Below are 25,297 nucleotides of genomic sequence, written 5' to 3' on the forward strand. Positions count from 1 at the left end.
ACGCGTGCAGGGAACGTTGCGGGACACACCCCTGCCAGCGGTGGACCTCAGCGCCCTGGCCACGACGATCAATCACTACGGCGACGCCATACTCAAAGTGTTTAAATCAAAGCTGGTGGCGTTCTGGGACGAGCCGGTGCCCGAATCTGCACGCAATGTCCCAGGATCGGATACCTAGCTGCCTGACTGGGACAGGCATTCGTCAGCAGTGTCAAGCCGCTGCGCGGCTCTCTCCAACCTGCAGTTCGCTGTCATGTGCGGCAACTGCGGCTATCCCAACACCCAGGCCTTCAGGCCAGTTAACTATCGCTCAAGGCACTGGTCAGAGAGAATGAGGTGATGCGCAATAGCCTGCTCGGCCTGCATCTAACTCGTGCCAGAATTCAACACAAAAGCAGTCAGTCAAACCATTGAAACCGGACAATCAGTCGGGTATCTGTTTCAGTGCTTTTACTGCATGAAACACTGGGTCGTGTTAGGCCTAACCTTGCTCTATCAACCCGCACTCATCAAGAGCGGCTTTCTGGTCGCAGACCTAGCGGTGTCGTGGTTCTTCACCGTTACTGTCCCCTGCTTTGTTAGCGGGATTGTGTTCAAAGTCTTCCTTCTTGCGATGGGATCGAAGATCGAAGAAAAAGAGCTTATGGCGCTGTTGGCTACAGATAAAAGCCAGCAGCAACCCTGATTCCTGGCCCACGCATTGCACCTGCCGACAGAGCTGCGCACGTGAGCAGTGAGCAGTGAGCATGCCTAGCTCATTGAATTGGCATCCGTTAATGCGGCAATAGTTGCTCAATCTCACTGGCTTTCTGCGTCGGCAACCGCATCAGCACATCCTTGAGATATGCATACGGATCATGCCCGTTTATGCGCGCCGACTGTATCAGGCTCATGATCGCCTCAGCTCGCTTACCGCTGCGCAGCGATCCAGCGAAGAGCCAGTTCGACCTACCGAGCGCCCACGGCCTGATTTGGTTCTCCACGGCGTTGTTGTCAATAGGCCCAGCACCATGATTCAGGTAGCGCGTCAGCGCTACCCAGCATTTCAGGCTGTAATCCAAAGCCTTAGCTGTAGCCGATCCTTCAGGCACAAGCTCGCGTTGAGCCAGCATCCATTCATGCAGTTTCTTTGCGATGGGCGCTGCCATTTCCTAGCGTAATCGCCTGCGATCTTCATCGCCCATTTCCTTGGCTTGCCGCTCAACCTCGTACAAACCGCCAATCGAGTGCAGTGCCTGCTCTGCCAGTTGGCTTTTGTTCGCCACATGCAGGTCGAAGAACTTGCGGCGGGCGTGGGCCATGCAGCCGATTTCGGTGATGCCCAGCTCGAAGCTGCCTTGTAACCCGTGAAGTCATCGCAGACCAGTTTGCCGTTCTACGTGCCAAGGAAGTTACGCGCATGCTCACCAGCGCGGCTGGGGCTGAAGTCGTAGACCACCGCTTTCAGTGCCGAGCACGGGGTGGTGCAGTAGGCCCAGACATACGCCCGGTGCGTTTTCTTTTCGCCCGGTGCCAACATCTGCACCGGTGTTTCATCGGCATGGACGACTTGCTGGGCCAGCACTGCTTCGCGCAATGCATCTACCAGCGGTTGCAGTTGTGCGGCGGTTTGGCCGACCCACCGAGCCAGCGTCGAGCGCGGGATTGCCAGGCCGGCACGGCCGAAGATCTTTTCCAGCCGGTACAACGGAAGGTAGTCGGCGAACTTGGCCACCATCACGTGGGCCAACAAGCCGGCAGTGGGGATGCCTTTGTCGATCACCTGTGCCGGCACCGGCGCTTGAGTCAGTGTTTCGCACTGACGGGAGACCCACTTGCCACGCACGTGCTGCTCGACGGTGAACACGCCTAGCGTGTAATCCAGTTTCTCGCTGACGTCTTCGCCGATGCGTTGAAGCTGGCAGCCGCAGGTACACTCGGTGTTCTCCGGCTCGTGATGGATAACGGTACGTGGGAACTGCGGTGGCAACGGCGCGCGCTTGGGCTGTTGGCGTGAATCGTCCGGTGCCGGGGCAGGACGAAGGGCTTTCAACTCGGCGCCGATGGCTTCAAGGTCGGTGTTGAGCACGTCATCCAGCAAGCTGCCTTGCGCCGGGCTGATCTACTCACTGCGCTTGGCGAACTTGTGGCGTTTGAGGGTGGCGATCTTGTGAGAGAGCTGCTCGATGATCGTCTCGTCGCGTTGGATCTTTCTGCCCATGGTATCGACCTTCGACAGCAACTGCATAGCGAGTGCGCGCAGTTGATCGGGCGTCATCTGGTCGAGATTGGGCGAGGAGGTCATGCTGTGGATTTTACCAAAGCAACTCATCCGCCACCGCTGAAAGGCAGGACTAAATCAAGGTAATTACGCCGCTTGTACCGACCCGTTGCCACGGCAAACCAAGCACCAACGTTTGCAGTTGTTCGGTGTAGAGTTCAACTTCATGACCTCGATGCGCGCCAGGCCAATGGAACTTGCCCTGGTTCAGGCGGCGTGCGGCCAGCCAGATACCCACGCCGTCGTGCACAAGTACCTTCATCCGATTGGCGCGGCGATTGGCGAACAGATAAACGCAGTGTGGCTTCGCAGCCCCGAATACGGCGACCACGCGGGCAAGGGCTGTGTCCGTGCCGGCGCGCATGTTCATGGGTTCGGTGGCGAGCCAGATGGCGTCGATGCGCATCATCGGGAGAGGCTGCTGATGAAGCGGGCGCAGCCGTCCGGGTCGGAGGTCGGCCAGTTCACAGTGAATGTTCGCTGCCCGGAAGAAATATCGATGCGGGCTACATCCTGCCGAGCAGGCGTCGCCGCAGCGGTCTCAAGTTTCAACGATACAAATGCAGGCAAGGCGCAAGCCTGCTGGTCACGATAGATAGGTATCCACTTGCGAACTAGATTAGCGTTGATGCCGTGCCGCAGTGCCACGCTGGCAATGGATACATCGGGGCCCAGGCATTCCTGGACAAATTGGGCCTTGAAGGGTCTGGGATAAGGGGTGCGCTGACGCGTGGTGTTCCTTGAATTAAGGGCGATGGTGTCCACGTATTTTTGAACTGACCCCCAAAGGCTGGACACAACCTTTGGGGGCGTCATGGGTAAGTACACAGAGCAAGCAAAACTCGCAGCAGTGCAGGATTATTGTTCCGGTGGCGCGGGTTTGAGGGATGTTGCACACCGTCACAATGTGGACTTTTCATCCCTTCGCCAATGGGTTGCGGCCTATCAGGTACATGGCGCTGCTGGGCTGAAACAGAAAAGGCTGCAGCGCTACAGCAACAACTTCAAACTGTCTGTTTTGAAGCGTATGCGTGAGGAGCAGCTGTCCTATCGACAGACGGCGGCCTTGTTCGATATCCGTAAATTCGACATCATCGGTCTCTGGGAGCGCCGCTATGATGAGGGCGGTTTTGATGCCCTTACCAAGCAGCCTGATAGAGCCGGACGTCCGAAAAAAATGCCAACCTCCATTCCTCCTGTTCAACCCAACTCACCTGATGACGAGTCGCGCTCACGCGATGAATTGCTTGCTGAAGTGAAGCAGTTGCGGATGGAAAACGACTACCTAAAAAAGCTCGATGCCTTGGTCCAGGAGAAGAAACGAGTAGCGCAGCAGAAAAAGCGCAAATCGTAATAGGACTGAGGCCGCTGCACTCTCTAGAAAGTCTGCTGACGTTTGCCGGTTTGGCACGCAGCACCTTTTACTATCAGCAAAAGGCGCTGCAAGCGGCTGATAAGTACGCCGAGCTGAAAGACAAGATTCGTTCTACGTTCGATGAGCACAAGGGCCGGTATGGCTATCGTCGGATAACGGCTGCGGTACGAAGCGCCGGCCATCTCGTCAATCACAAGACGGTTCAGCGACTGATGGCACAACTTCAGCTCAAGAGCTTAGTGCGTGTGAAAAAATACCGAGCTTACAAAGGCGAGGTAGGCAAGGCAGCGCCTAATCTTTTGAAGCGAGAGTTTGAAGCGCCGTCCCCCAATCAAAAGTGGGTGACCGACGTTACTGAGTTCAAAGTTGGAGGTCAGAAGCTTTATCTGTCTCCCGTTTTGGATCTGTACAACGGCGAAATCATTTCCTACGAGATTGCCAGAAAGCCGCTGTTCGACATGATCGGGAAGATGCTCAAAGGTGCATTCAAGCGGCTTCAGCCGCATGAAAAACCGGTTTTGCATTCAGACCAGGGCTGGCAGTATCGAATGCCAATTTATCTAAAGGCTCTTAAGGAACGCTCAATCACGCCAAGCATGTCGAGAAAAGGTAACTGCTACGACAATGCGGCCATGGAGAGTTTCTTCGGTACGCTGAAGTCAGAGTTTTTTTATCTAAATAGATTTAGCGATCTGGATGAGCTTCAGACAGGCATCGACGAGTACATCCAGTATTACAATCACTCGCGTATCAAGCTGAAGCTAAACGGCCTGAGCCCTGTTGCATATAGAACTCAGGCCGTTCAGGTATAGGCATGTAATCGTCCAGCTTTGTGGGGTCAGTTCATTTTTAGGTGGACACCATCGCCTTTGGCGTCGGGGCCAGGAAGGTGAGTTGGCCGGGCGCTTACGCGGCAGCGTACTAAATAGACCATTTACCTTATACAAACGTGTGGATTGAAATCAATCGCATGACTTATCTGCATTAATTAACTGCATTGACATATGAAATTTCGGGAGTTACTGGAGCCACAGCAAACGTCTAGGCTTGAAATCCAGCAGCTCTTTAGCGCGCAAATTTGAGGCACCACGAATTGCTTCATTGTAGAATAAAGCTTCTGAGCCAACGGTGCGCAAGGCTTGTTCTGCTGTTATGGAGCCAGGTAATGGCGCTCCCACCCACTTACTGAACGCCGGTAGCCACTCACTAACTGGGAGTGGGTTATCATCGACGATATTGTATACTCCGCACTCACTGTGTAGCGCTGCCACGGTCGCTTCGATTGCATCATCCAGGTGAACAAATGACCACACTCCGTTCCCTCGGCCGATGATCACCGACTCACCCTTCCTCGCTTGCTCTGCAATAGCGCCTGTCGGGTGGTACCAAGTACCAGGTCCGTAGAAGAATCCGTACCGCAGCACTACCCCGGTCAGAGCTTGGCTTGCCAAAATCTCGTCTTCATATGCCTGAAAGGTTCTTGCACTTTCTCCAACGACGCCAGGTGCATCAATGCACAACTTGGCGTCTTCAGCAGCTAACTCGCCTTCTGCCGCTTGGAGATAGAACCCGCGCGATTGCATGATGTAACGCTTAACCCCAAACTCTTCAGCTGCAGAGAGCAAATTCTTCCCACCTATTTGATGCAGCCGAGTGTCATTCGGCATGTACTTAATGAGTTCGGCAGGATCTGCAGGGAGGAGAGTCAATTGGTCAATGACTACGTCAGGCTTGGCGTCCCGGATAGCGTCACGCACTGATTCCGTGTTAAATACATCAACGACGACGGGTTTTGCGCCGATCCCTCGAAGAATATCTACCCCAGCACCTGCTCGGGTGATGCCAGTAACTTCATGACCAGCTGCGCAAAGCAGCCGAGTCAGTGGGACACCTACAGCGCCAGTTGCTCCAGCGATCAAGATTTTCATAGTTCGTATCCTCAGTGATGGTCCAGCAAGGCTTGCGGTATGTTCCGGAAGCTAATAGCCATTCTGTTGTAGGAATTCATCAAGCTGACAGCGATTGTGAGATCCACCAGCTCACGCTCCTCAAACACTTTCCTTACTGCAACATATGCAGAGTCAGAAACCCCCGTATCTGCGACCTTAGTGACCTGCTCAGCCCACGCTAGAGCTGCTTGCTCACGGGTGTCGAAAAGATTACCTGCCTCAGTCCACGCTTGGACTAACGCTATTTTTTCGACCTTAACGCTTTTTTTGATCAGGTCGCGGGTATGCATATCCAAGCAGTAAGCGCAGTTGTTGATTTGCGAAACGCGCAGATAGACCAGATCAACAAGTACCTCATCCAAGCCACTTTGCATGACGTAGCCGTAGACACTGCCCAGCGCTTTCACTCCTGCAGGGGCGAGTTGGTTGTAGTCGAGCCGCCTAGTCATGAGGTTACTCCTCACCCTGGTTTTTAACGGGGGTTGTGAGCGCTTTGTCATTGGAGTCAACGACGAATACCGCAAGTAGTTTGGCCGGTTCGGTCTTGCTTGCGTTCCGGCTCACAGGATGACGGGAGCCTGGATTTTCAAACCAGCTTTCGCCTGCTTTAAAGATCTGTTTAGGTCCGTCATTCACCTGCGACTCGATCGACCCCGACACTACGTAGGCGTAGATGAAAGCGGATTTCGCATGAACATGGGATGGCGAGGCAGCTCCTGGGGCGTATTCAACCTCAACTGCGACCAACGATTTTCCTGGAATATTCGGTATGGCGTGCTCAAAGTTTGGCTTCACCACTTCACTCTGGCCATGCGCTTGAGCCGACATCGCGCTTATGAGCAAAACGCCACTGAAAAGAGCAACTGTGAGATTGAAATGCTTCATTATTGCGTCCTCATGGACTGGGTGGAAGCTCAGTATTCACACTAGCTGGTGTATGAAAAAGCCCCAAAAAAGCATTATTTTTTTGTACCACGCCGACCTCCCAGGTCTAACGGAACGGAACGCATGACTCTAAATTTTCAGCTCGACCGAACCATACGCACACCACTGACCGAGCAAATCCAGCGATCAATCACAAAAGCCATTGAGTCAGGAGTATTGTCTCCAGGTGCACGGCTTCCCTCTTGGGTTGACCTAGCAGCGCAGCTTGGGGTGTCGCGAGGCACAGTGCGCGCTGCGTATGAAATGCTAATGGATGCACAGTTGGTGGTTGCATCCAGAAGCGCTGGAACGAGGGTTTCTGATCGCCCGGCTATTCTTTTGAAGGAAACTATACAGCCGCCTGATACAGGGTTCATGGAACTCTACAAGGAGTTTACGGCAGGTCCGGCCATCTTCCAGTTAGGTGTTCCGGCTCATGAAACCGTACCTGCGAAGCTGTTCAGTCAAATTCGGTCCCATGCAATGCACTCAGAGCGTCGCGGTTCGGCCCTGTACCCGGATCCACGCGGTGAGTTCGAATTACGACGGGTGATCGCGGCATACCTTGCCATTGCTCGAGGCATCGAGTGTCTTCCATCTCAGATCATCATTACCAACGGCTTTGCCGGGGGGCTAGGTTTGGCATTACAAGCGCTGGATCTAAGAGGCCGTAGCGCCTGGATTGAGGACCCATGTTTCCCATTTTCTCGAAAAGGTTTAGAGCTTGCCGGTCTTAAGCCCATTGCCATCCCAGTAGATTCGGAAGGCCTAGATGTCGAACAGGCGAGGAAGCTCGAAAGTGATGTCGCATTGGCGCTATTGACCCCTGGCCAGCAGGCTCCTTTGGGTATGACGCTTTCATTAGCTAGACGCCTGAGTCTGCTGAGGTGGGCAACAGAATCTGGTGGTTGGATCATTGAAGATGACTACCTAAGCGAGCTGCAGCTGGAGAGCCGAGCCGCTTCTGCGCTCGCTTCGCTGGACCGCGATGGCCGTGTCATTCACATCGGCTCCTTCAGCAAAACGTTGAGCCCAACGATTCGCTTGGGATTCGTGGTAGCGCCTCCAACTTTGGCTCCGAGATTGAGTGAAATTGCTACATGTCTTAGCCCAGCACCAGGACCCGCCGTCCAGCTCGCCACGGCGAAATTCATCCACCAAGGCCATTACCTCCGACATCTGCGTCGGGCCAAAAGGCTTTACTGCACCCAAAGAGATGAGCTGCTGAAAACAATTGCCAACAGCGACGTACGTGCTGAGATCTCCACCGCAGGCTTAGCTGTGCTACTGAAACTGCCAACAGGGTCTCCAGATCTTAAAATCGCTCGGGAGGCATCAATCTTTGGGATGTCTCCAGGAGCCCTTAGCCCTTGGTACTCATGTCCAGAGCGTGCTGAGGCAGCTTTAATGCTCGGCATTACAACCAGCTCGAACCGACACTTAAAAGTGTCTTGCGATCGACTCAGTGAACTCATTCGTCGCCACACTTGAGCTCACGTTCATTCCGATAGCGACCATAATGGGTCGTTGGCCATAAGCGTGGTCACCCAATCGGTAAACGCACGAACTCTAGCAGAGAGATGCCGGGTGTAAGGGTACACTATCGATATAGGCATGCTAGTCATATGCCAGTCAGCCAGCACTCTTACCAGGGCCCCAGTATTGAAGTGAGGGACGGCCTCAGCGGTGGGAAGAAATGCGATACCCAGTCCCGCGACGGCTGCGGCGGCTGTTGCGCTGCCATTGTTGAAATACATGGATGGTTGGTGATCTAGGGTGAAGCTTTCGTCTCCCCGCGTAAGAGTTGGGATAAAACGCTTATCTGTCGCCGGAAACTTGAAGCCCAAGTGCTTGTGATGTGGCAACTCTGCCGGACTCTGGATAGGACCAACGCCAGCTAAGTATGTTGGAGAGGCGCAAAAACAGAATCTCATCTGCCCAATCGCGCGAGATACGAGATCCTGGTCCATAATCATTCCAGCTCGGATGGCGCAGTCTACGCCTTCTTGGACCAAATCGACGACACGTTCGCTACAGCCTATATCGAGGCGAATCTCGGGAAACTCTGAAGCGAAATTCGAGAGTGCAGGGATTAAGAAGAAGATCCCAACGGGAGACGCCATCTCGACACGCACTCGGCCCCTCACGACATATCGGCTCTGTGATGTCGACGCCTCCAGTTCGTCTACATCGTCTATCACCGCTCGCGCTCTTACGTAGTAGGCAGCACCCTCTGGTGTCGAGGATACCTTTCGGGTGGTGCGGTGCAAGAGCTTGACACCAAGCAGAGTTTCCAGGGCCAGCACCTGACCCGAAATGGTCGTCTTGGCAAGGGACAAGGAGTCTGCTGCTCCACTGAAGCTTCCAACCTCTATTATGCGGCAGAACGCTCGCATCGCTGCCAGTCGATCTAGCGCCATTGTCTGTCCATCCGTACAAATAAAACGATTTTACCTAGTTTATCCGAGATCATGGTTTTACTAAACTTTCCCTATGCCATCGATGTGGCGGATAACTGGAGTATATTATGAGCAACAAACGTATCAATTACTATGAAGCTGCCCCTCAGGCAATGAAAGCCATGATGGGTCTGGAAAAGGCGGTCTCCCAATCTATACTGCCAGCGTCGTTGCGAGAATTGGTTCGGATTCGCGCTTCGCAGATCAACAGCTGCGCCTACTGCATCGATATGCACACTGCCGATGCTTCGAAAGCAGGTGAAACCACACGCCGCCTGATGGCAGTGAGTGCCTGGAAAGAGACTCCTTTCTTCGATGCCCGCGAGCGCGCTGCACTGCTGTGGACCGAAACACTCACCCTTGTCGCGGAAAAGCATGCGCCCGACGAGATTTACGATGAGGTGGCCGCTCACTTCAACGAGCAGGAGTTGTCAGAGTTGACGTTTGTGATTGCAGCTATCAACGCTTGGAACCGTTTCGGCGTCGGCTTCGCCATGCAGCCGAAGTAATACCCTCTCCAAAATTTAGGGTGTTTGGTAGTTCACGATAACTTTCCTTCCTGCCAATAGCTATCAAACACTTTCTATAACATAATTTTTTTGATTTTGCGTACTTCTGTGAGCAAAATTTTTATTGAGTTATTATGCAAATTATTGCTAAAACATTCGCTGTTATTGTCTTGGCGCTGCCAGTGTTTGCACACGCATCAGACGGTGCAGAAGCCGCAGAGCGCTTCAAAGAGCAAAAAAAAGCCACTTTCGCTCAACACGCGAAAGTTCGGGCGGATCGCGAAAAGCGTGAACTGAAAGTTTCTAAAGAATTGACCAAGAATGCTAGCAGCGCAAGCAGCCAGCGTGAAGGAAGCTCTGCTGAGTAATTTTAAATTTTTGATCACCCTATCGATGTAAAAAGGAAAACTCCGTGCGTGCCTCCTCAGTCGCAGCTACTAGCTTAGCTGCCACTTTTCTGCTTATCAGTGGTTGTAATAAAGAAGCTGAATCAAAACTACTAGCAGCCTCTCCGGCTGTTGATGTGGTCAGTGTAACCGTCCAGCAAGTAAAACCATGGGATAAATTTAATGGCCGTGTTGGAGCTGTGGAGACGGTTTCGATCCTCCCTCACGTCAGTGGTTATATCACTAAGGTCGCGTACCAAGAAGGAAGCGAAGTAAAAAAAGGGGACCTTCTTTTCATCGTTGACCAGCGACCATATCGAGCCGCATTGGCCAGTGCCCAAGCTCGATTGGAGCAGTCCCGCGCCTCCCTCGCTTTTGCGAAGCAGCAGAATCATCGAGCTCAACAGCTCGTCAAAACTAATGCCATTTCCACGGAAGAAGCTGAGCAGAAGCTTGCAGCCTATGAGCAAGGCGTCGCAGAAGTGCATGCTGCTGAAGCCGCAGTAACAACTGCAACCTTGGATCTTGAGTTCACCGAGGTCCGTTCGCCTATTAACGGGCGCACGAGCCGAGCACAGCTGACAGTAGGGAATTTGGCGGTCGCCGACCAGTCAGTTTTAACGTCTGTAGTTTCTCAAGACCCTGTCTATGTTTATTTTGATCCAGATGAGCAGAGCTTCCTGAGTTACCAGAAGCGGCTTAAAGCGTCTCAGGCAACCAGCGTGCGCATTGGTCTGACAAGCGATGAGAACTACCCGTATGAAGGCGACCTCACGTTTGTCGATAATCAAGTTGATTCCGCCACCGGTACTATCCGAGCCCGAGCGACTTTGAAAAATCCAGACAGAATGTTGACACCTGGCCTTTACGCCAAAGTCGAGCTTTCCGTTGGCGGCTCTGAAGAGATGGCGTTGGTGCCCGAGCGAGCGATCTTGAGTGATCAAGATAAGAAATACGTCTATACATTGAGCGACGACAATAAAGCCGAGAAGCGCTATGTCGAGCTTGGAAAGCTAGTTGGGCATAAGCGTGTTATCACCTCCGGTCTAGAAAAGACTGATCGAGTGGTGGTTTCCGGCCTTCAACAGATTTATGCAACCGGAACACCTGTCTCTCCCAATTTACTTGGTCCCGAAAATATCGGCATAAAAGTTTCTAGTGCCAACGAAAGCTCGAAATAAACTGCAAAGGCCAGCCCCATGGATTTCTCAAAATTCTTTATTGACAGGCCAATCTTCGCGATTGTCCTGTCGATCGTTATTTTCGCAGCTGGGTTGATAGCAATCCCGCTGTTGCCGGTTGGCGAATACCCAGAAGTTGTTCCGCCGACCGTGGTGGTCAAGGCGACATATCCAGGTGCTAACCCCAAAGAGATCGCGGAATCGGTGGCGGTGCCGCTGGAGGAAGCCATCAATGGTGTGGAGGACATGGTGTATCTGAAATCGGTTGCCAGTTCCGATGGCACGCTGCAGGTTGTCGTCACCTTCAATTCAAAGGTGGACCCTGACACGGCCGCTGTGCGCGTCCAGAACAGGGTAAGCCAGGCTCTTTCACGTCTGCCCGAATCGGTGCGCCAATACGGTATAACTACGCAGAAACAATCTCCGACACCGCTAATGTACGTGGACATGTATTCCAGCAGTGAGAAATACGACGCTCTGTATCTGCGAAATTATCTCCGCCTACATGTGAAGGATGAGCTGGCTCGTATCCCGGGGATTGGCGATGTTGTGCTTTATGGCTCCGGTGATTATGCAATGCGGATCTGGCTTGATCCAAATAAGCTCGCAACACGCGGCATCACTGCTCAAGACGCGATCAATGCCATTCGCCAGCAGAACGTCCAGGTCTCAGCGGGGCAACTCGGTGCTGAACCTTCTCCACAAAATACGGATTTTCTGATTTCCATCAACGTCCAGGGCAGGCTGAAAACGGAGCAGGAGTTTTCCGATATCGTCCTGAAATCAGGACGTGATGGCCAGATTTCTCGGCTCTCCGATGTCGCACGTATTCAAGTGGATTCTGGCGATTACACGATGCGAGTATTCCGGGGGAAAAATGAAGAGGTTGCAGTCGGAATATTCTTGACACCTGGGGCTAACGCAATTGACGTCGCCAACAAGGTCTACTCGAAACTTGACGCGTTGTCGAAAGACTTCCCAGAGGGGGTCAAATACGTGAGTGTTTGGGACCCAACTTTGTTCGTACGCGACTCGATTAGCGCGGTACAGCACACGCTGTTCGAGGCCATGATCCTGATCGTTTTGGTAGTAGTAATCTTCCTGCAAACGTGGCGAGCCTCGATCATTCCATTGATCGCTGTGCCTGTGTCGATCGTTGGCACCTTCGCCTTCTTGTACCTGTTCGGCTACTCAATTAACACACTCACACTGTTTGGCATGGTTTTGGCGATTGGCATCGTCGTCGACGACGCAATCGTGGTAGTCGAAAACGTTGAGCGAAATATCGAGCTTGGCCAGACGCCGCTACAAGCCGCGCACCAAGCTATGCGGGAGGTTTCGGGTCCGATTCTGGCGATCGGCCTAGTTCTGTGTGCAGTCTTCATACCCATGGCATTCATGAGCGGAGTGACAGGCCAGTTCTACAAGCAGTTCGCTGTCACCATCGCAATTTCAACGGTGATATCGACGGTCAACTCCCTGACCCTTTCCCCAGCACTCGCAGCCAAGCTGTTGCGCCATCACGATAGCCCGAAAGATAGGCTGACCCGATGGATGGATTTTTCTTTGGGTTGGCTGCTGCGGCCGTTCAATCGATTTTTCAATCACAGCTCGGAGCGTTATGAGAGCAGCATCGCCAGGTTGCTTCCGCGCAAAGGACCAGTTTTCGTTGTTTACGCCGCACTATTAGGTGTGACTGGACTGCTCTTCAACACAATCCCGACCGGCTTCATTCCCAATCAGGACAAGCTTTATCTCTTTGCAGGTGCGACTCTACCTCCCGGAGCATCGCTCTCTCGCTCTGACGCTGTGGCCCGAGAGATGGCTGCAATCGCTATGACTGTTGATGGAGTGGACTATGCCAACTCGTATGTTGGCTCCAATGCGCTGCAGAATACTGCAACGCCGAACCTGGTAACGTCCTATGTCCTCCTCAAGCCTTTCAGTGAGCGCACACGAAGCGCAGAGGACATCAACGCGGAACTGAACACAAAGTTTGCAGCGATCAAAGACGGTGCCGCCTATGCGCTATTGCCCCCGCCAATCCAGGGTTTAGGTAATGGTTCGGGATATTCGCTGTTCCTGACGGACCGTGGTGGCCTAGGGTATGCCGCGCTGCAGGAGGCGCTGGATAAATTTCAAGCTGAAGTAGCTAGCACTCCGGGCATGACTTTCCCAGTCAGTTCCTACCAATCCAATATCCCTCAATTGGAGGTGAAGGTTGATCGCATTAAAGCTCAAGCTCAGGGCTTAGAGCTGCCTGCAATTTTTGACACTCTTCAGACCTATCTGGGATCCGTTTACGTAAATGACTTCAACATGTTTGGACGGGTCTACCGCGTCGTTGCTCAGGCCGATTCCAGCTTCCGACAAACCGCTGAAGACGTCGGTAACCTTCGCGTTCGTAATGCTCAAGGGGGCATGGTGCCACTGAGCGCAGTAGTTAATATTTCCTCGACGTTTGGGCCCGACCCGGTCATGCGCTTCAACGGTTTCCCCGCAGCTGATTTGATTGGCGATGCAGATCCCAAAGTCATGTCATCCGGCGACGTTATCAAGAAGCTTGAAGAAATCGCCGCTCGCACCTTACCTCGAGGCATCGACCTAGAGTGGACGGACCTCAGCTATCAGCAAGTAACCCAGAGCAACACAGCCATCATTGTGTTCCCCATTGCAGTATTGCTTGCATTCCTGGTGCTGGCTGCACTATACGAAAGCTGGACGTTGCCATTAGCAGTCATTCTGATTGTGCCGGTCTGTATGTTCGCTGCACTTGTAGGCGTCTGGCTTGCGGGTGGAGATAACAACGTCTTCGTCCAAGTCGGCCTAGTAGTACTAATGGGGCTGGCGTGCAAGAACGCGATTTTGATCGTCGAATTTGCTCGCGAGCTGGAAATGCAGGGACGTGGGACCATCGAAGCGGCGCTAGAAGCATGTCGACTGCGCTTGCGACCCATCGTCATGACATCGATCGCGTTCATTGCCGGCGCCGTACCGCTCTTAATCGGGGCCGGAGCAGGTAGTGAAGTTCGTCACGCGACAGGCGTAACTGTTTTCGGTGGGATGCTGGGTGTGACCATTTTCGGCCTTTTCCTGACCCCAGTGTTCTATGTGGCGATGAGGAAGCTTGGTGCAACTATTCCTGACCACCCATCAAGCATGGCGGCACATGAGAAGGAGAGCCTCACTCATGGTTAATCTCAAAAGCTACTCACTCCCAGTGCTGTTAGTGTTGTTAGCCGGATGCACCGTGGGGCCAGATTTCTCCCGGCCCGAAACTACTGCTTTGCCACAGTCCTTTACAAATATAAGCGGTCCGAACGTGGCCTCGCGCGATGAGGCCGCAGACTACCAGTTCTGGAGGCAATTCAATGACCCCCAGTTGACTGAACTGGTGGAGCAAGCTTTGTCTCAGAACTACGACCTTCGCACGGCGTTAGCGAACTTTGATGCGGCAAATGCTCTATTACGCGCCGCCAAGTTTGACCAGATACCAACCGTCACAATGTCGGCAGATGCGGGGCATCAGCGACTGAGCTCAGATGAAGCCAACGGGACCTCCCGCAGTAATGATGTTTACTCCCACAAAGCCTCACTTAGTTGGGAGCTAGATTTCTTTGGCCGAGTAAGGCGGTCATTGGAGTCGAAGCGATCGGAGGTGGAAGCCAAGGCGAGTGATCTCAAGGCAATTCAGGTCGTGGTGGTAAGCAATGTAGCCACGACTTATATAGATTTGCGTGCGGCCCAACGGATGCTCGAACTGTCGAAGGCTAACGCAGTAAGTCAGCGACAAACTTTGGATATCGTTAAGGGACGGTTGGATGCAGGGCGGGGATCAACTTACGAGCTGTCTAGAGCGCAGGCTCAGTTGGATACTACCCTTGCGCGCATTCCACAGTTCGAGGTGAAAATCGCCATCGATAAGCACAGGCTTGCAGTTCTGACTGGTATGAGTCCTGCTTCGTATGATTCGTTATTGCCAGGTGAGGCTGCTATGCCGTCAGTGCCTGAGACAATAAAAGCAGATACCCCAGCGAACGTCATCCGCAGGCGTCCTGACGTCGCTTCGGCCGAACATACTCTACACGCCGCTACAGCACAGATCGGGGTAACCACTGCCGATCTGTTCCCAAGGGTTACCCTAGGAGCCGCTATCGGTACGTATGCTTTTAACGGAAGTTCGCTCTACTCTAACTCCGCAGAGTCCAACCTAACCTTGCTTGGTATTGACTGGTCGTTTCTCGACGCGGGGCGAGTGAAGAGTCGAATCGAGGCCGCGGACGCTGAAGCAGCCGGTCGGCTGGCGAATTACCAACAAACCGTGTTGATGGCTCTTGAGGACGTGGAAAATGCAATCGTAGGCTTCTCACGGATTAAGGATGAAGATGCCCGCTTGACTAGCGCTGCCGTTGAATTGAAACGGGCCTCGGATCTCGCTGGTGACAAATATCGGGCTGGCGCTATCGAATTATCCGAGCGATTGGATGTTCAGCGTGAGCTATACAGCGCACAAATAGAGCAGACCTCCAGTCATGCGAGGAATGCAGCTGCTGCAGTGAATTTGTTCATCTCGATAGCTGGAGGTTGGTCTTGGAACGTCAAAAAGAGCTAGTGTCACTGATGTAAACCTGTATGCAGCCCGGGTGCGTCGACACCATTCCGGGCTGCAGTCCACGTATCCTTAGCCGCGCGTGCGCCTACACTTGATATAAGGCCTTCATTAACTTCAATTGAATCGCCTCGGTTTTTTTAGATATGCTGCAAGCTCATTGCACTGTCCCCACGACATTATAGACATTTCTAGCCTACGCTTTGAGCATAGGAGGAAGTTTAGAGCACTTAACGATTCATGCCGGAATTCAAAGCAGAAGCCGTCAGGCAAGTCATTGAACGCAGATATTCCGTTGCGGAAACGTAACCGTCTGGCCAACTCACCTCTCAGCACGCAGACCAGCTCAGACAAAAACGGGTGGAAAACAAAGCCTTGCCCGCAGGTATACCCATTGAATAAGCCTGTATCTGACGTAGCTCATGCAGAGCCTGCCAGCGGGTCGCAATCGACGATGGCTTCATTGTATACTTTTGCTCCGCATACCCCTTGAGCTACAGGAACATCAGCATGACTGTACTCCAAACGATCTACTGGCAGCCTACGCCGCCTTAGCGCTACGCCCCCTCGCAACAACCTGCTTCCGCTAGCCTCGCTTGCGGGTGCGCACTGCTGTACGCCTGGTTTACACCTTAAGCGCACAGCAAAAAAATCCTCAAAATTTGAATTTGTATCGATTCGCTCGCCATTTCCTTGGCGTGCGCGATGCTTTGCCTTGGATATTCATATGCTGCAAAAACTTAGACAAACGTGGTTTTCCAACGTCCGTGCCGACGTGCTCGCGGGGCTGGTGGTCGCACTCGCGCTGATCCCGGAAGCCATCGCCTTTTCCATCATCGCCGGGGTAGATCCCAAAGTCGGTCTCTACGCCTCCTTCTGTATCTGTGCTGTCATCGCCTTTGTCGGCGGGCGCCCCGGAATGATCTCGGCGGCGACAGGCGCCATGGCACTGCTGATGGTTACGCTGGTAAAAGAGCATGGACTCCAGTACCTGCTGGCCGCGACTCTACTATGTGGTGTACTTCAAATCCTTGCCGGCTACCTGAAGCTTGGCTCGTTGATGCGCTTTGTTTCACGCTCGGTAGTCACCGGCTTCGTAAACGCATTGGCGATTCTGATTTTTATGGCGCAATTGCCTGAGCTGACCAATGTCACCTGGCATGTCTATGCCATGACCGCTGCGGGCCTGGGAATCATCTACCTGTTTCCGTATGTACCGAAAATCGGCAAGCTGATTCCCTCTCCATTGGTGTGCATTCTGACGCTGACTGCCATCGCCATTTACCTCGGTTTGGATATCCGCACCGTCGGTGACATGGGCCAACTGCCTGATACGCTCCCGATCTTCCTCTGGCCTGAAGTTCCGCTGAATTTTGAAACCCTGCGCATCATTTTCCCGTACTCGGCTGCGTTGGCAGTAGTGGGGCTACTCGAATCAATGATGACCGCGACCATCGTCGACGACCTGACCGATACCACCAGCAACAAAAACCGCGAGTGCAAAGGCCAGGGTGTGGCCAACATCGCTGCCGGCATGCTTGGCGGCATGGCAGGTTGCGCCATGATCGGCCAGTCGATCATCAACGTGAAGTCTGGTGGCCGCACCCGTCTCTCGACATTGTGTGCCGGCGTTTTCCTGCTGCTGATGGTGGTATTTCTTGGCGAATGGCTCTCCAAAATCCCTATGGCGGCACTCGTGGCTGTGATGATTATGGTGTCCATCGGCACCTTTAGCTGGGATTCCTTGCGCAATCTGAAAGAGCATCCGCTGTCGACCAACCTCGTCATGGTGGCGACCGTCGTGGTCGTCGTGGCCACTCACAACCTAGCCTACGGCGTACTGCTAGGTGTGCTGCTGGCTTCGCTGTTCTTCGCCAATAAGGTTGGGCACTACCTGGATATCAAGAGCACTCTGGAAGAGACGGAATCGCATCGGACTTACCACGTCGTGGGCCAGGTGTTCTTTAGCTCTGCGGACAAGTTCACTGAAGTTTTTGACTTCAAGGAAGCGCTCAACAAAGTCACCATCGATCTCACACAGGCGCATTTCTGGGATATCACCGCCGTAGCAGCGCTGGATAAGGTCGTGATCAAGTTCCGCCGTGAAGGCGCGGAGGTTGAAGTGCTCGGTCTCAATGAAGCCAGCGCAACAATCGTTGACCGCTTCGGCGTGCATGACAAACCCGGTGCCATCGACAAGCTCATGAGCCACTAAGGAGAACGACAATGACCCACGTAATGGCATGCATTGATAACTCACAATCCTCATTGACGGTCTGCGATTACGCAGCATGGGCCTCGCAACGACTCAGCGCCCCCCTGACCTTGCTTCATGTGCTGGATAAGGAGAAATATCCTGCATCCGCTGACCTCAGCGGAAATATCGGTCTCGGTAGCAGAGAACATCTACTGGAAGAGTTGGCCACGCTGGATGCGCAGCGTGCAAAACTGGCCTTGGAGCATGGGCAGCATATGCTTGAAAAAGCTCGCGAGCGAACAGTCATCTGTGGCGCCATGTCACCTGATTTGAAGCAGCGCCATGGCCATCTCGTCGAGAGCCTGAGCGATCTCCAAGACGATATTCGATTACTGGTGATTGGAAGAGTCGGTGAGGACAGCACGCGCAGTGCCCAAAGTCTTGGCAGCCAGATTGAAGCGGTAGTCCGAACTATCCACCGCCCCATCCTGATTACAACCAGCCACTTCAGGAAACCTGAAACGGTCATGGTGGCATTTGACGGCAGCGCTACAGGCCACAAGACCGTACAGATGCTTGCTTCAAGCCCGCTGTGCGAAGGCCTGCCAATTCATATCGTCATGGTTGGTACGGACTCTGAAGAAAATCAGAACGAGCTGGAGAAAGCACGAGCCACACTTGCCTCTTTTGGCTCGCTGGTGCATGCCGAGATCCGCTCAGGCGAAGTAGAGTCGTTACTGCATGCGTATCAGGCAGAGCACGGCATTGACCTCTTGGTCATGGGGGCGTACGGGCACTCACGCATCAGGCAGTTTCTGGTAGGCAGCACGACCACGACGATGCTGCGTACATCCACCGTACCCGTATCGCTGCTTCGCTGAGCCAGTTCCACTGGCCAAAGTATTTCCAGGGCTGCGGAAATACCGCGGCCACCCTGACGATGACTAACTGATTTTGTCGTAACGAGACCACATGCAACTCATAACTGAAATTGTTTACCCCCAGCTGAAATCCAAGCAGGACAGAGTATTCCGTCGACATGCATCTCGCAGCATCGTGATGCGGGGTGAACAGATCCTGTTGCTGTTCACCAAGCGCTATAACGACTTCAGCTTTCCTAGAGGCAGCCTTGATGGTGACGAGGACATGTCACAGGCCTGAAGCGCGAGCGTGAGGAAGAGTTTGGTGCTCGTGAAATACAGGTGCTCCAGCGCTACGGTTAAATCGAGGATGTGCCGTCCTACTGGAAGCCACAGTACGATCTGATGCAAATGACCTCGGATTATTATCAATGCGAAGTAGCGCCCCCCCCCGCCAGAGCCCGTGAGAATGGAAAGCCACGAAATCGCTAATGGTATGCGGCCAGCATGGATCAGAGGCGCATACGAGCGAGGAATAATGGCGGTACATTCTGCCGCGGGGAAACCCTGAAAGTCATACAAAGTAAGCAACCTTAAATACCGAAACCATAATTATCCTGAAGTGGTACTATTAGTTACATCTAAAGATTGCTGATGCCTCACTAAAACTATCTACTTTATGAATGCGGTTGAAAGCACACACTGAGATCGACCAGTCAAGCATCATTGTACGATTTTCCGTAAGGACAAAACGAATTGGGCCAGTTTATCTAAGTGCCTAGAGCTCCTAAAATGCTGCTTATAACATGAGGGAACGGTATCAGTAGCTAACATCAAGCCAATCACCGACCTGTAGTATAGTAAAAAAATCTGTGTATACCGATGCCGATTATACGGAAGTCGACAAGCAGGATGAGGATTTGACCGAACAGCTATCTGGGAGGACGGACGACACCGTAACTATTCTAAATAGGGAGTGGAGCCTGGCCCCTAAAGCGAAGCGTAGTAGTGGGTGCTTGAGACATATACGCAAACTAAGAAAAAGCCCAAAAGTCGGTTTCGGGGTAAGGAGAAGGGTCAGGTCAGCCATATGAATGTGCGACTTTTCGGATTGACCTAACACGTTGATTGCGCCGTACATCCCATGAGTGGCAAGTAAGCAGCTGTTAGGCACAGGTAGTGGCGCCAGTAAACGCGCAAATCGCGCCGAAAAGTGGGGTGATAACCATGTACAGCCTATCGGACGCTTCAAATTGATAACGCTCTGCGTTAGCGCGCTTAGGCTGAAACCGCGGATTTTATCGGAGCTCCCCTAGTTCCAAATATGGGCCTACGAAATCAAGGTGTGCAATCTAACTGCAAAGACTGGGTATTAGCGGTGTCTAAAATTCATTGAAGACGTTTGTTTGAAAACCGATACATTATCTAAAAATCAATAACGCACAGTAAAATGTTGGTACATAACTGTTTTTTGGGGGATCCCTAATGAAACTAGGTACATTCTGCACACTAGCCATAATATGTATACTAACCGGTTGTTCAACTCCTGTCGCACCACCAGCAATTGTGCTACCAGATAATGTTCTGGGCATTTCTATGAACCGCACTAAAGAAGACTTCATACCGACTGGCGATCAGATTTCTATAGGAGTGATACTTAGCGAAAATACCCAAACCAATCTAACGTATCTACGACAATACCATAACAGCGCGGGTACTGGCTTCGGCAAGAATCTCCTAGTAGAGTCGATTCGTGACGCATACATATCAACATCAGACCCTCGTCTGGCGGTAGACTGGCTAAAGGCCTCTCTTCGACGGGAGTTCGGCCAAGTGAAAGAATATCCGGATGTGCTGAGCCTAAAAGCAGCGAAACCCGATATTTTGGTAGTGGTCGACTTTCGTTTTCAACTTATCACCTCTCGAAACTCCGAGATTAAGGCGAATGTAGCGGCACATTTCTACGATAGAAGCTACAATCATCTCGGAACGGCAAAAGGAATTGATGAAAAAATACTCTCCCCGATTTGGGCAGGCAACAAACGCACCGAAGAAATTGTTTCTGACATTTATGAGCAAAAGAAGGTGCAAATCAGCGCACTACAAAAATTTGATCGTTCACTGAAAGACTTGTTAGCGCATAAGAGTGATAAGATCTAAACAAATAGCGCCTTTTTTACACGAGCACGGTAAGTGCCTATTACTTCAAAAATATTGCAACGCTACGCCTTAACGGTTGAGAAGGATCGTTAAAACCACAAACTCAAAAGATTCACTGTTAGCTCCAGCGACGCTCGAAATCATTCCTCAAAAAGTGGTCAGTTAAGGCATCAACGAAAACTCTGACCTTGTTAGGGAGGTACTGCCGTGTCTGATAGGCGATATTCATAGTAAGGCGCGGCAAGTCCCAATCATTAAGTAATGTAATAAGCTCTCCCCTCTGAATATGATCATAAATAGCATATTTTGGCTGTGCCAAGATACCCATTCCATGCAAAGCTGCATTAATGGCTATTTGGCCATCATTCGTACGCAACGAAGAGTTAACATTCACGATTACTTTTTGATTACCCTTTTCAAAAGGCAACTCATTGGGATTGTTCGCATAACTGTAAATTAACATTTTATGTTTGGTTAGATCCTCTGGTATAACAGGCATACCATACGTAGAGAGATATTCTCGAGAGGCAGCAAGAACTCGTTTTGTTACAGCAAGCTTTCTGATGGTCAAATTGCTGTCTGCTTCAAATTCACGTGTACGAATTGCCAAATCCACATTATTTTCCACAACGTCTAAGTACTGATTAGCTGCGATAATATCGACACTAATATCTGGATAGGCTTTATTAAACTCAGGTAAAAGCGGCTCAATATGCAACAAGCAAAAAGAAAGGGACGCAGTGATTCTTAATGTTCCACGAGGATTACCAACCGCATCCTTTGCAACTGCTTCAGCCTCGCCTAGGTCGGACAAAACGTCCTTGCAACGACGATAAAATTCCATACCGACCTCTGTCAACGCAAGGGAGCGAGTGGTGCGATGTACCAGGCGCACTCCGAGCCGCGTCTCAAGCATGCTTAGGTGGCGGCTAGCACTGGATACCGGTAGGCCCAGGACGTCAGCAGCACGACTAATGCTTGCTGCCTCTGCCACGCGTACAAAAAGTTCAATTTCGCGAAAACGGTCCATGCCAGTATTCCACTGAGTAGAAAGGTGTTTGCCAGAACTCTGTCTGTTTCTGCGTGTTTAGAAAGAATAACATTGCGGTGCGCCTTGCAAAAGAGCTACTCGCGAGTCATTGCAAATGATGTATCTTACAAAAATTACAGGAGGCAACAATGATATGCGTTAAGCACCATGTGCTCATCGGAGGCTTTCTGAGCTATATGTTCGATGCATTAGAGATAGTTATACTGGCCATTGCGCTACCTTCAATCATAATCGATACAGGGATATCGCGGACAGACGCGGGGCTGCTAGTAACAGCTACTTTATTAGGGATAGGCCTGAGTAGCGTTACAGTCGGATGGATGTCAGATAAATTTGGAAGAAGGCGAGCCCTCCTGTCATCGTTAACCTTCTTTGGATTATGCACCTGCATTATGGCAGAGCTTCACTCCTGGGAACAAATGTTAGTGCTAAGGTTCGCCGCAGGACTCGGGCTCGGTGGTGTCTGGAGCATTGTGTCCGCTTACATCTCCGAAACCTGGCCAAAGGAGAAACAGGCTAGAGCCACGTCGTTAGTGTTGAGTTCATTCCCTCTAGGCGCCGGGTTTGCCGCAGTGCTCTCAGCGCTTATTTTACCTGATTACGGCTGGAGAGCACTGTTCTTCACCTGCGGTGTTTCTACGATCATTCCAATCATATACGTTTTCTATTTTGTACCAGAATCGCCAAAATGGATTTCCGAGCGTGACGTTACTGCGACCGTTGAAAACACTTCTGGACCACTTGAGATTTTCAGTGGAAATTTTTTGCGCCAGACAATGTTCGCCACGTTATCAGCATCATCTTCACTCCTCGCGTACTGGGGGGTAACATCTTGGTTACCAACCTACTTGGCAACAGAGCGAGGCTTTGATCTCAAATCAATGTCGGGATATTTATTTGTATTGAACGCATCCACATTCATAGGTTATTTGATTTTTGGTTTTTTTGCAGACCGTTATGGAAAGCGTTTATTAGTCGTGCTTTCTCTGCTCGCGACCGCCATGGTTCTTCCATTCTTTGCGTATGCTGAAGATCGAGCGACCCTCATGGCGCTAGGAGTTACTTACGCTTTCTTTCTAGTGTTCCCAGGGCTTTATGGCTCCTACTTTGCGTCACTATATCCGATTCATATCAGAACGACTGGTGCAGGATTTTGTTTCAACATAGGTCGTGGCATTTCAGCGCTGGCACCGTTTGCGCTGGGTTCTCTTTCGAACCAGATCGGCTTTTCATTGGCACTTTGCCTATGTGCGGCGCTTTACTGCGCCGGAGCAATTTTCGCGTTTTTTTTGCCCAGCAAGCCAAGCTGGTAAACCGAAGAGCTCTATAAATCAATTAAATTTACGAAACCCCATAATGCAGCTAAAACCGGTCCGTTTACCGTCAATGGGAACACAAACGAATTTAACGTCCACTTATTTAGTCTGTTCAAAACGATAATTTTTTTGCAAATCATCCGCAGGCTGATCAAGAATTAACGAGCTTTCAGCTCCCCAAAACAATACTAAGGATTCAGCGATGAAAAAAAATAGTAACTCAAACTATGAAAGTACGTTATTAGAAAATTTTACATATGCAACGTTTCCACAACGTGTTCTATTCGGTGCTGGACGCTTAAGCGAACTCCGCGCAGAAATCGATGTTTTAGGGTTTACACGTCCGTTACTCATTAGCACACCTCGCCAGAGGCCACTGGCCGAAATGGTGAGTGTAATCCTCGGAGCCCAAAGGGTGGCAGGTATCTTTGACCGCGCGGCAATGCACGTTCCCCTCGAATTAGTGCGTGAGGCATGTGCGTTAGTGAAAAGAATAGGAGCTGATGGTCTAATCACCATCGGTGGCGGTTCTACCATAGGTTTGGGAAAAGCCATTGCCCGTGAGTTAGGCATTCCAACGGTAGCGATTCCCACAACGTATTCAGGGTCGGAAATGACCGCGATATACGGTATAACTGAGGCTGGGATAAAAAAAACTGGCACAGATCCAAAAGTATTACCTCGGACCGTTTTGTACGACGCTGATTTGACTTTAGAGTTACCGATAGACATTAGCATCACCAGCGCCTTAAACGCTATTGCTCACGGCGCTGAGGGTCTGTATGCCAAAAATCGAAATCCAGTCACGAATATAATGGCTGAAGCGGGTATAGCCGCTCTGGCTCGCGCAATTCCCAAATTCCGCAAAAATGATGGCAACTTCTGCAGCACTGGTGAAATGAGAGTTGCACGTTCCGATGCACTCTATGGGGCTTGGTTATGCGGGGGTGTACTCGGCAGTGTGACAATGGCCCTCCACCACAAACTGTGTCATACCCTCGGTGGCAGTTTTAACTTACCACATGCTGAAGTTCATTCCGTCATTCTGCCACACGCACTCACCTATAACGCAGAAGCCGCGCCAGAGGCGATGGAAATTATCGCACGGGCCATCGGCACCGAAAGTGCCCCTGCCGGAATATACGATTTAGCTTCAAAAAACGGCGCGCCAACATCACTTCGGGATATTGGCATGCATGAATCAAATCTTTCACTGGCTTGCGAGCTAGTTCTGAGTAATCAATATCCGAATCCACGCCGCCTCGAAGCCGAACCAATACACCGGCTACTCCGCGACGCATTTGAAGGTAACGCACCCTCTCCTACTACATGATGACGAACATAAAACATCAAGAATAATTCGAAATACTCAGCGTAGAATCCTCACCCAAAACTAGTGCTTCAACCACCGAAAAAGGTAATACAAAATGAGCCGTATTTATTCTATCGCGATTTTAATTGGAAGCTTAAGAAGAGACTCTACTAATCGAAAGATTGCTACCGCACTTAATGAACTGACAGCCGGAAAACTGACCCTCAACATCGTGGAAATCGGAGACCTGCCACTCTACAACCAAGATTTAGATGGAGATATTCCACCACCCTCTTACACATCATTTCGAAATGCACTGTATAACGCTGATGGCTTCTTGTTCATAACGCCGGAATATAATCGATCAATACCAGGAGCGTTAAAAAACGCTATTGATGTAGGATCACGGCCTTACGGCAAAAGTGCGTGGGGTGCCGCAAAACCCGCTGCCATCATTACTACTTCGCCTGGTCAAATCGGTGGGTTCGGAGCGAATCATCATCTTCGCCAGTGCTTCGTTTTTCTTAACCTACTATGTATGCAGCAACCCGAGGCCTATCTAGGTAATGCAGGTAGTTTCTTCGATGAACACGGAATCCTGAATGAAAACATCAAGTCCTTTTTACAAAACATAATGGACGCTTTTTTCACTCATATCGAGTCCTCTTTAAATTCATAATATGCCGCGAAAACATCCCTAACACGCGACACTTAAGGGCGATAGTACCACAAACATCTGACTGACTTAC

Annotated in this window: 21 protein-coding genes and 2 pseudogenes; 15 read left to right on the forward strand and 8 right to left on the reverse strand. The window is 51.4% G+C overall.

Translation table 11 applies throughout. The features are described from left to right. The first annotated feature begins 373 nt into the window (after positions 1–373). Positions 374–685: a DUF1360 domain-containing protein gene (locus ATI14_RS28060; protein ID WP_130886735.1), complete on the forward strand. Its 312-nt coding sequence runs from the start codon at positions 374–376 to the stop codon at positions 683–685. A gap of 88 nt (positions 686–773) precedes the next feature. On the opposite strand, the pseudogene tnpC reads toward ATI14_RS28060, so the two are convergent. The 3 genes and pseudogenes from tnpC to tnpA all read right to left on the reverse strand — a co-directional run bounded on the left by tnpC (position 774) and on the right by tnpA (position 3,025). After that, positions 774–2,284 (reverse strand): annotated as a pseudogene (gene tnpC / locus ATI14_RS28065) (IS66 family transposase). A 49-nt stretch (positions 2,285–2,333) separates the two neighbouring features. Then, complete coding sequence (tnpB, locus tag ATI14_RS28070; protein WP_016970285.1) at positions 2,334–2,669, reverse strand: IS66 family insertion sequence element accessory protein TnpB; 336 nt, start codon at positions 2,667–2,669, stop codon at positions 2,334–2,336. Next, on the reverse strand, positions 2,666–3,025 hold the full coding sequence (gene tnpA / locus ATI14_RS28075; protein WP_157786651.1) for an IS66-like element accessory protein TnpA: 360 nt from the start codon (positions 3,023–3,025) through the stop codon (positions 2,666–2,668). The genes tnpB and tnpA overlap by 4 nt, the downstream gene beginning before the upstream one ends. Before the next feature lie 49 nt (positions 3,026–3,074). Between tnpA and ATI14_RS28080 the strand changes: the two genes are divergently transcribed. Then, positions 3,075–4,447 (forward strand): IS3 family transposase gene (locus ATI14_RS28080; protein ID WP_418330370.1). Its coding sequence is split into 2 segments (ribosomal slippage): positions 3,075–3,567 and positions 3,567–4,447, totalling 1,374 coding nucleotides; the frame shifts between segments, so codons are not numbered across the junction. A gap of 207 nt (positions 4,448–4,654) precedes the next feature. On the opposite strand, the gene ATI14_RS28085 is transcribed toward ATI14_RS28080, so the two are convergent. Genes ATI14_RS28085 through ATI14_RS28095 form a run of 3 tightly spaced genes read right to left on the reverse strand, consistent with a single transcriptional unit; the run spans position 4,655 to position 6,469 of the window. Further along, the gene (locus tag ATI14_RS28085; RefSeq protein ID WP_016970282.1) at positions 4,655–5,563 is read right to left on the reverse strand and encodes an NAD-dependent epimerase/dehydratase family protein; all 909 of its coding nucleotides are present in this window, start codon (positions 5,561–5,563) and stop codon (positions 4,655–4,657) included. Between the two features lie 11 nt (positions 5,564–5,574). After that, a complete protein-coding gene (locus ATI14_RS28090) occupies positions 5,575–6,033 on the reverse strand; it encodes a carboxymuconolactone decarboxylase family protein (protein WP_016970281.1) in 459 nt (152 codons plus the stop codon). A gap of 4 nt (positions 6,034–6,037) precedes the next feature. Beyond that, positions 6,038–6,469, reverse strand: coding sequence for a cupin domain-containing protein (locus ATI14_RS28095; protein WP_016970280.1), 432 nt, complete (start codon positions 6,467–6,469; stop codon positions 6,038–6,040). Between the two features lie 123 nt (positions 6,470–6,592). Between ATI14_RS28095 and pdxR the strand changes: the two genes are divergently transcribed. Further along, positions 6,593–7,999, forward strand: a complete 1,407-nt coding sequence (pdxR, locus tag ATI14_RS28100; RefSeq protein WP_025999953.1) for a MocR-like pyridoxine biosynthesis transcription factor PdxR — start codon at positions 6,593–6,595, stop codon at positions 7,997–7,999. Between the two features lie 8 nt (positions 8,000–8,007). Here the strand turns inward: pdxR and ATI14_RS28105 are convergent, their stop codons facing one another. Continuing rightward, positions 8,008–8,928 (reverse strand): LysR substrate-binding domain-containing protein, encoded by a 921-nt coding sequence (locus ATI14_RS28105; RefSeq protein ID WP_016970278.1) that lies wholly within the window; start codon positions 8,926–8,928, stop codon positions 8,008–8,010. Positions 8,929–9,035: 107 nt separating this feature from the next. Between ATI14_RS28105 and ATI14_RS28110 the strand changes: the two genes are divergently transcribed. From ATI14_RS28110 to ATI14_RS28155, 9 genes and pseudogenes are all read left to right on the forward strand, one after another. Continuing rightward, positions 9,036–9,476: a carboxymuconolactone decarboxylase family protein gene (locus ATI14_RS28110; protein ID WP_016970277.1), complete on the forward strand. Its 441-nt coding sequence runs from the start codon at positions 9,036–9,038 to the stop codon at positions 9,474–9,476. Between the two features lie 134 nt (positions 9,477–9,610). Then, on the forward strand, positions 9,611–9,844 hold the full coding sequence (locus tag ATI14_RS28115; RefSeq protein WP_016970276.1) for a hypothetical protein: 234 nt from the start codon (positions 9,611–9,613) through the stop codon (positions 9,842–9,844). A gap of 44 nt (positions 9,845–9,888) precedes the next feature. Continuing rightward, positions 9,889–11,043 carry an efflux RND transporter periplasmic adaptor subunit gene (locus ATI14_RS28120; RefSeq protein WP_080519966.1) on the forward strand — a complete coding sequence of 385 codons (1,155 nt, stop codon included), beginning with the start codon at positions 9,889–9,891 and terminating at the stop codon, positions 11,041–11,043. An 18-nt stretch (positions 11,044–11,061) separates the two neighbouring features. Next, the gene (locus ATI14_RS28125) at positions 11,062–14,241 is read left to right on the forward strand and encodes an efflux RND transporter permease subunit (protein WP_016970274.1); all 3,180 of its coding nucleotides are present in this window, start codon (positions 11,062–11,064) and stop codon (positions 14,239–14,241) included. Further along, the gene (locus ATI14_RS28130) at positions 14,234–15,655 is read left to right on the forward strand and encodes an efflux transporter outer membrane subunit (protein WP_016970273.1); all 1,422 of its coding nucleotides are present in this window, start codon (positions 14,234–14,236) and stop codon (positions 15,653–15,655) included. Before ATI14_RS28125 ends, ATI14_RS28130 begins: the two co-directional genes overlap by 8 nt. A 724-nt stretch (positions 15,656–16,379) precedes the next feature. Beyond that, positions 16,380–17,867 carry a SulP family inorganic anion transporter gene (locus tag ATI14_RS28140; RefSeq protein WP_016970272.1) on the forward strand — a complete coding sequence of 496 codons (1,488 nt, stop codon included), beginning with the start codon at positions 16,380–16,382 and terminating at the stop codon, positions 17,865–17,867. A gap of 11 nt (positions 17,868–17,878) precedes the next feature. Further along, complete coding sequence (locus tag ATI14_RS28145; protein WP_016970271.1) at positions 17,879–18,730, forward strand: universal stress protein; 852 nt, start codon at positions 17,879–17,881, stop codon at positions 18,728–18,730. A gap of 91 nt (positions 18,731–18,821) precedes the next feature. Next, positions 18,822–19,223: pseudogene (locus ATI14_RS28150) on the forward strand (NUDIX hydrolase); the annotation flags it as partial. A gap of 971 nt (positions 19,224–20,194) precedes the next feature. Then, entirely contained in the window at positions 20,195–20,869 is a 675-nt protein-coding gene (locus ATI14_RS28155) for a hypothetical protein (RefSeq protein WP_031319643.1), read from the forward strand. Between the two features lie 118 nt (positions 20,870–20,987). Here ATI14_RS28155 and ATI14_RS28160 read toward each other — a convergent pair whose 3' ends face one another. Further along, the gene (locus ATI14_RS28160; RefSeq protein WP_080519965.1) at positions 20,988–21,899 is read right to left on the reverse strand and encodes a LysR family transcriptional regulator; all 912 of its coding nucleotides are present in this window, start codon (positions 21,897–21,899) and stop codon (positions 20,988–20,990) included. Positions 21,900–22,096: 197 nt separating this feature from the next. Between ATI14_RS28160 and ATI14_RS28165 the strand changes: the two genes are divergently transcribed. The 3 genes from ATI14_RS28165 (at position 22,097) to ATI14_RS28175 (ending at position 25,227) form a co-directional block, all read left to right on the forward strand. Beyond that, positions 22,097–23,233 (forward strand): MFS transporter, encoded by a 1,137-nt coding sequence (locus tag ATI14_RS28165; RefSeq protein ID WP_231124427.1) that lies wholly within the window; start codon positions 22,097–22,099, stop codon positions 23,231–23,233. A 205-nt stretch (positions 23,234–23,438) separates the two neighbouring features. Continuing rightward, complete coding sequence (locus ATI14_RS28170) at positions 23,439–24,569, forward strand: maleylacetate reductase (RefSeq protein ID WP_080519963.1); 1,131 nt, start codon at positions 23,439–23,441, stop codon at positions 24,567–24,569. A gap of 94 nt (positions 24,570–24,663) precedes the next feature. Next, complete coding sequence (locus tag ATI14_RS28175) at positions 24,664–25,227, forward strand: NADPH-dependent FMN reductase (protein ID WP_016970266.1); 564 nt, start codon at positions 24,664–24,666, stop codon at positions 25,225–25,227. Positions 25,228–25,297 lie beyond the last annotated feature (70 nt).

The sequence above is a fragment of the Pseudomonas tolaasii NCPPB 2192 genome (genome assembly GCF_002813445.1).
Lineage (GTDB): Bacteria > Pseudomonadota > Gammaproteobacteria > Pseudomonadales > Pseudomonadaceae > Aquipseudomonas > Aquipseudomonas tolaasii.

Bases quoted from the DNA above. Each gene is read 5' to 3' on its own strand.
- tnpB (WP_016970285.1), bottom strand. From the start codon at position 2,669: ATGATGCGCATCGACGCCATCTGGCTCGCCACCGAACCCATGAACATG.
- ATI14_RS28085 (WP_016970282.1), bottom strand. From the start codon at position 5,563: ATGAAAATCTTGATCGCTGGAGCAACTGGCGCTGTAGGTGTCCCACTG.
- ATI14_RS28090 (WP_016970281.1), bottom strand. From the start codon at position 6,033: ATGACTAGGCGGCTCGACTACAACCAACTCGCCCCTGCAGGAGTGAAA.
- ATI14_RS28095 (WP_016970280.1), bottom strand. From the start codon at position 6,469: ATGAAGCATTTCAATCTCACAGTTGCTCTTTTCAGTGGCGTTTTGCTC.
- pdxR (WP_025999953.1), top strand. From the start codon at position 6,593: ATGACTCTAAATTTTCAGCTCGACCGAACCATACGCACACCACTGACC.
- ATI14_RS28105 (WP_016970278.1), bottom strand. From the start codon at position 8,928: ATGGCGCTAGATCGACTGGCAGCGATGCGAGCGTTCTGCCGCATAATA.
- ATI14_RS28110 (WP_016970277.1), top strand. From the start codon at position 9,036: ATGAGCAACAAACGTATCAATTACTATGAAGCTGCCCCTCAGGCAATG.
- ATI14_RS28115 (WP_016970276.1), top strand. From the start codon at position 9,611: ATGCAAATTATTGCTAAAACATTCGCTGTTATTGTCTTGGCGCTGCCA.
- ATI14_RS28125 (WP_016970274.1), top strand. From the start codon at position 11,062: ATGGATTTCTCAAAATTCTTTATTGACAGGCCAATCTTCGCGATTGTC.
- ATI14_RS28130 (WP_016970273.1), top strand. From the start codon at position 14,234: ATGGTTAATCTCAAAAGCTACTCACTCCCAGTGCTGTTAGTGTTGTTA.
- ATI14_RS28140 (WP_016970272.1), top strand. From the start codon at position 16,380: ATGCTGCAAAAACTTAGACAAACGTGGTTTTCCAACGTCCGTGCCGAC.
- ATI14_RS28145 (WP_016970271.1), top strand. From the start codon at position 17,879: ATGACCCACGTAATGGCATGCATTGATAACTCACAATCCTCATTGACG.
- ATI14_RS28155 (WP_031319643.1), top strand. From the start codon at position 20,195: ATGAAACTAGGTACATTCTGCACACTAGCCATAATATGTATACTAACC.
- ATI14_RS28160 (WP_080519965.1), bottom strand. From the start codon at position 21,899: ATGGACCGTTTTCGCGAAATTGAACTTTTTGTACGCGTGGCAGAGGCA.
- ATI14_RS28165 (WP_231124427.1), top strand. From the start codon at position 22,097: ATGTTCGATGCATTAGAGATAGTTATACTGGCCATTGCGCTACCTTCA.
- ATI14_RS28170 (WP_080519963.1), top strand. From the start codon at position 23,439: ATGAAAAAAAATAGTAACTCAAACTATGAAAGTACGTTATTAGAAAAT.
- ATI14_RS28175 (WP_016970266.1), top strand. From the start codon at position 24,664: ATGAGCCGTATTTATTCTATCGCGATTTTAATTGGAAGCTTAAGAAGA.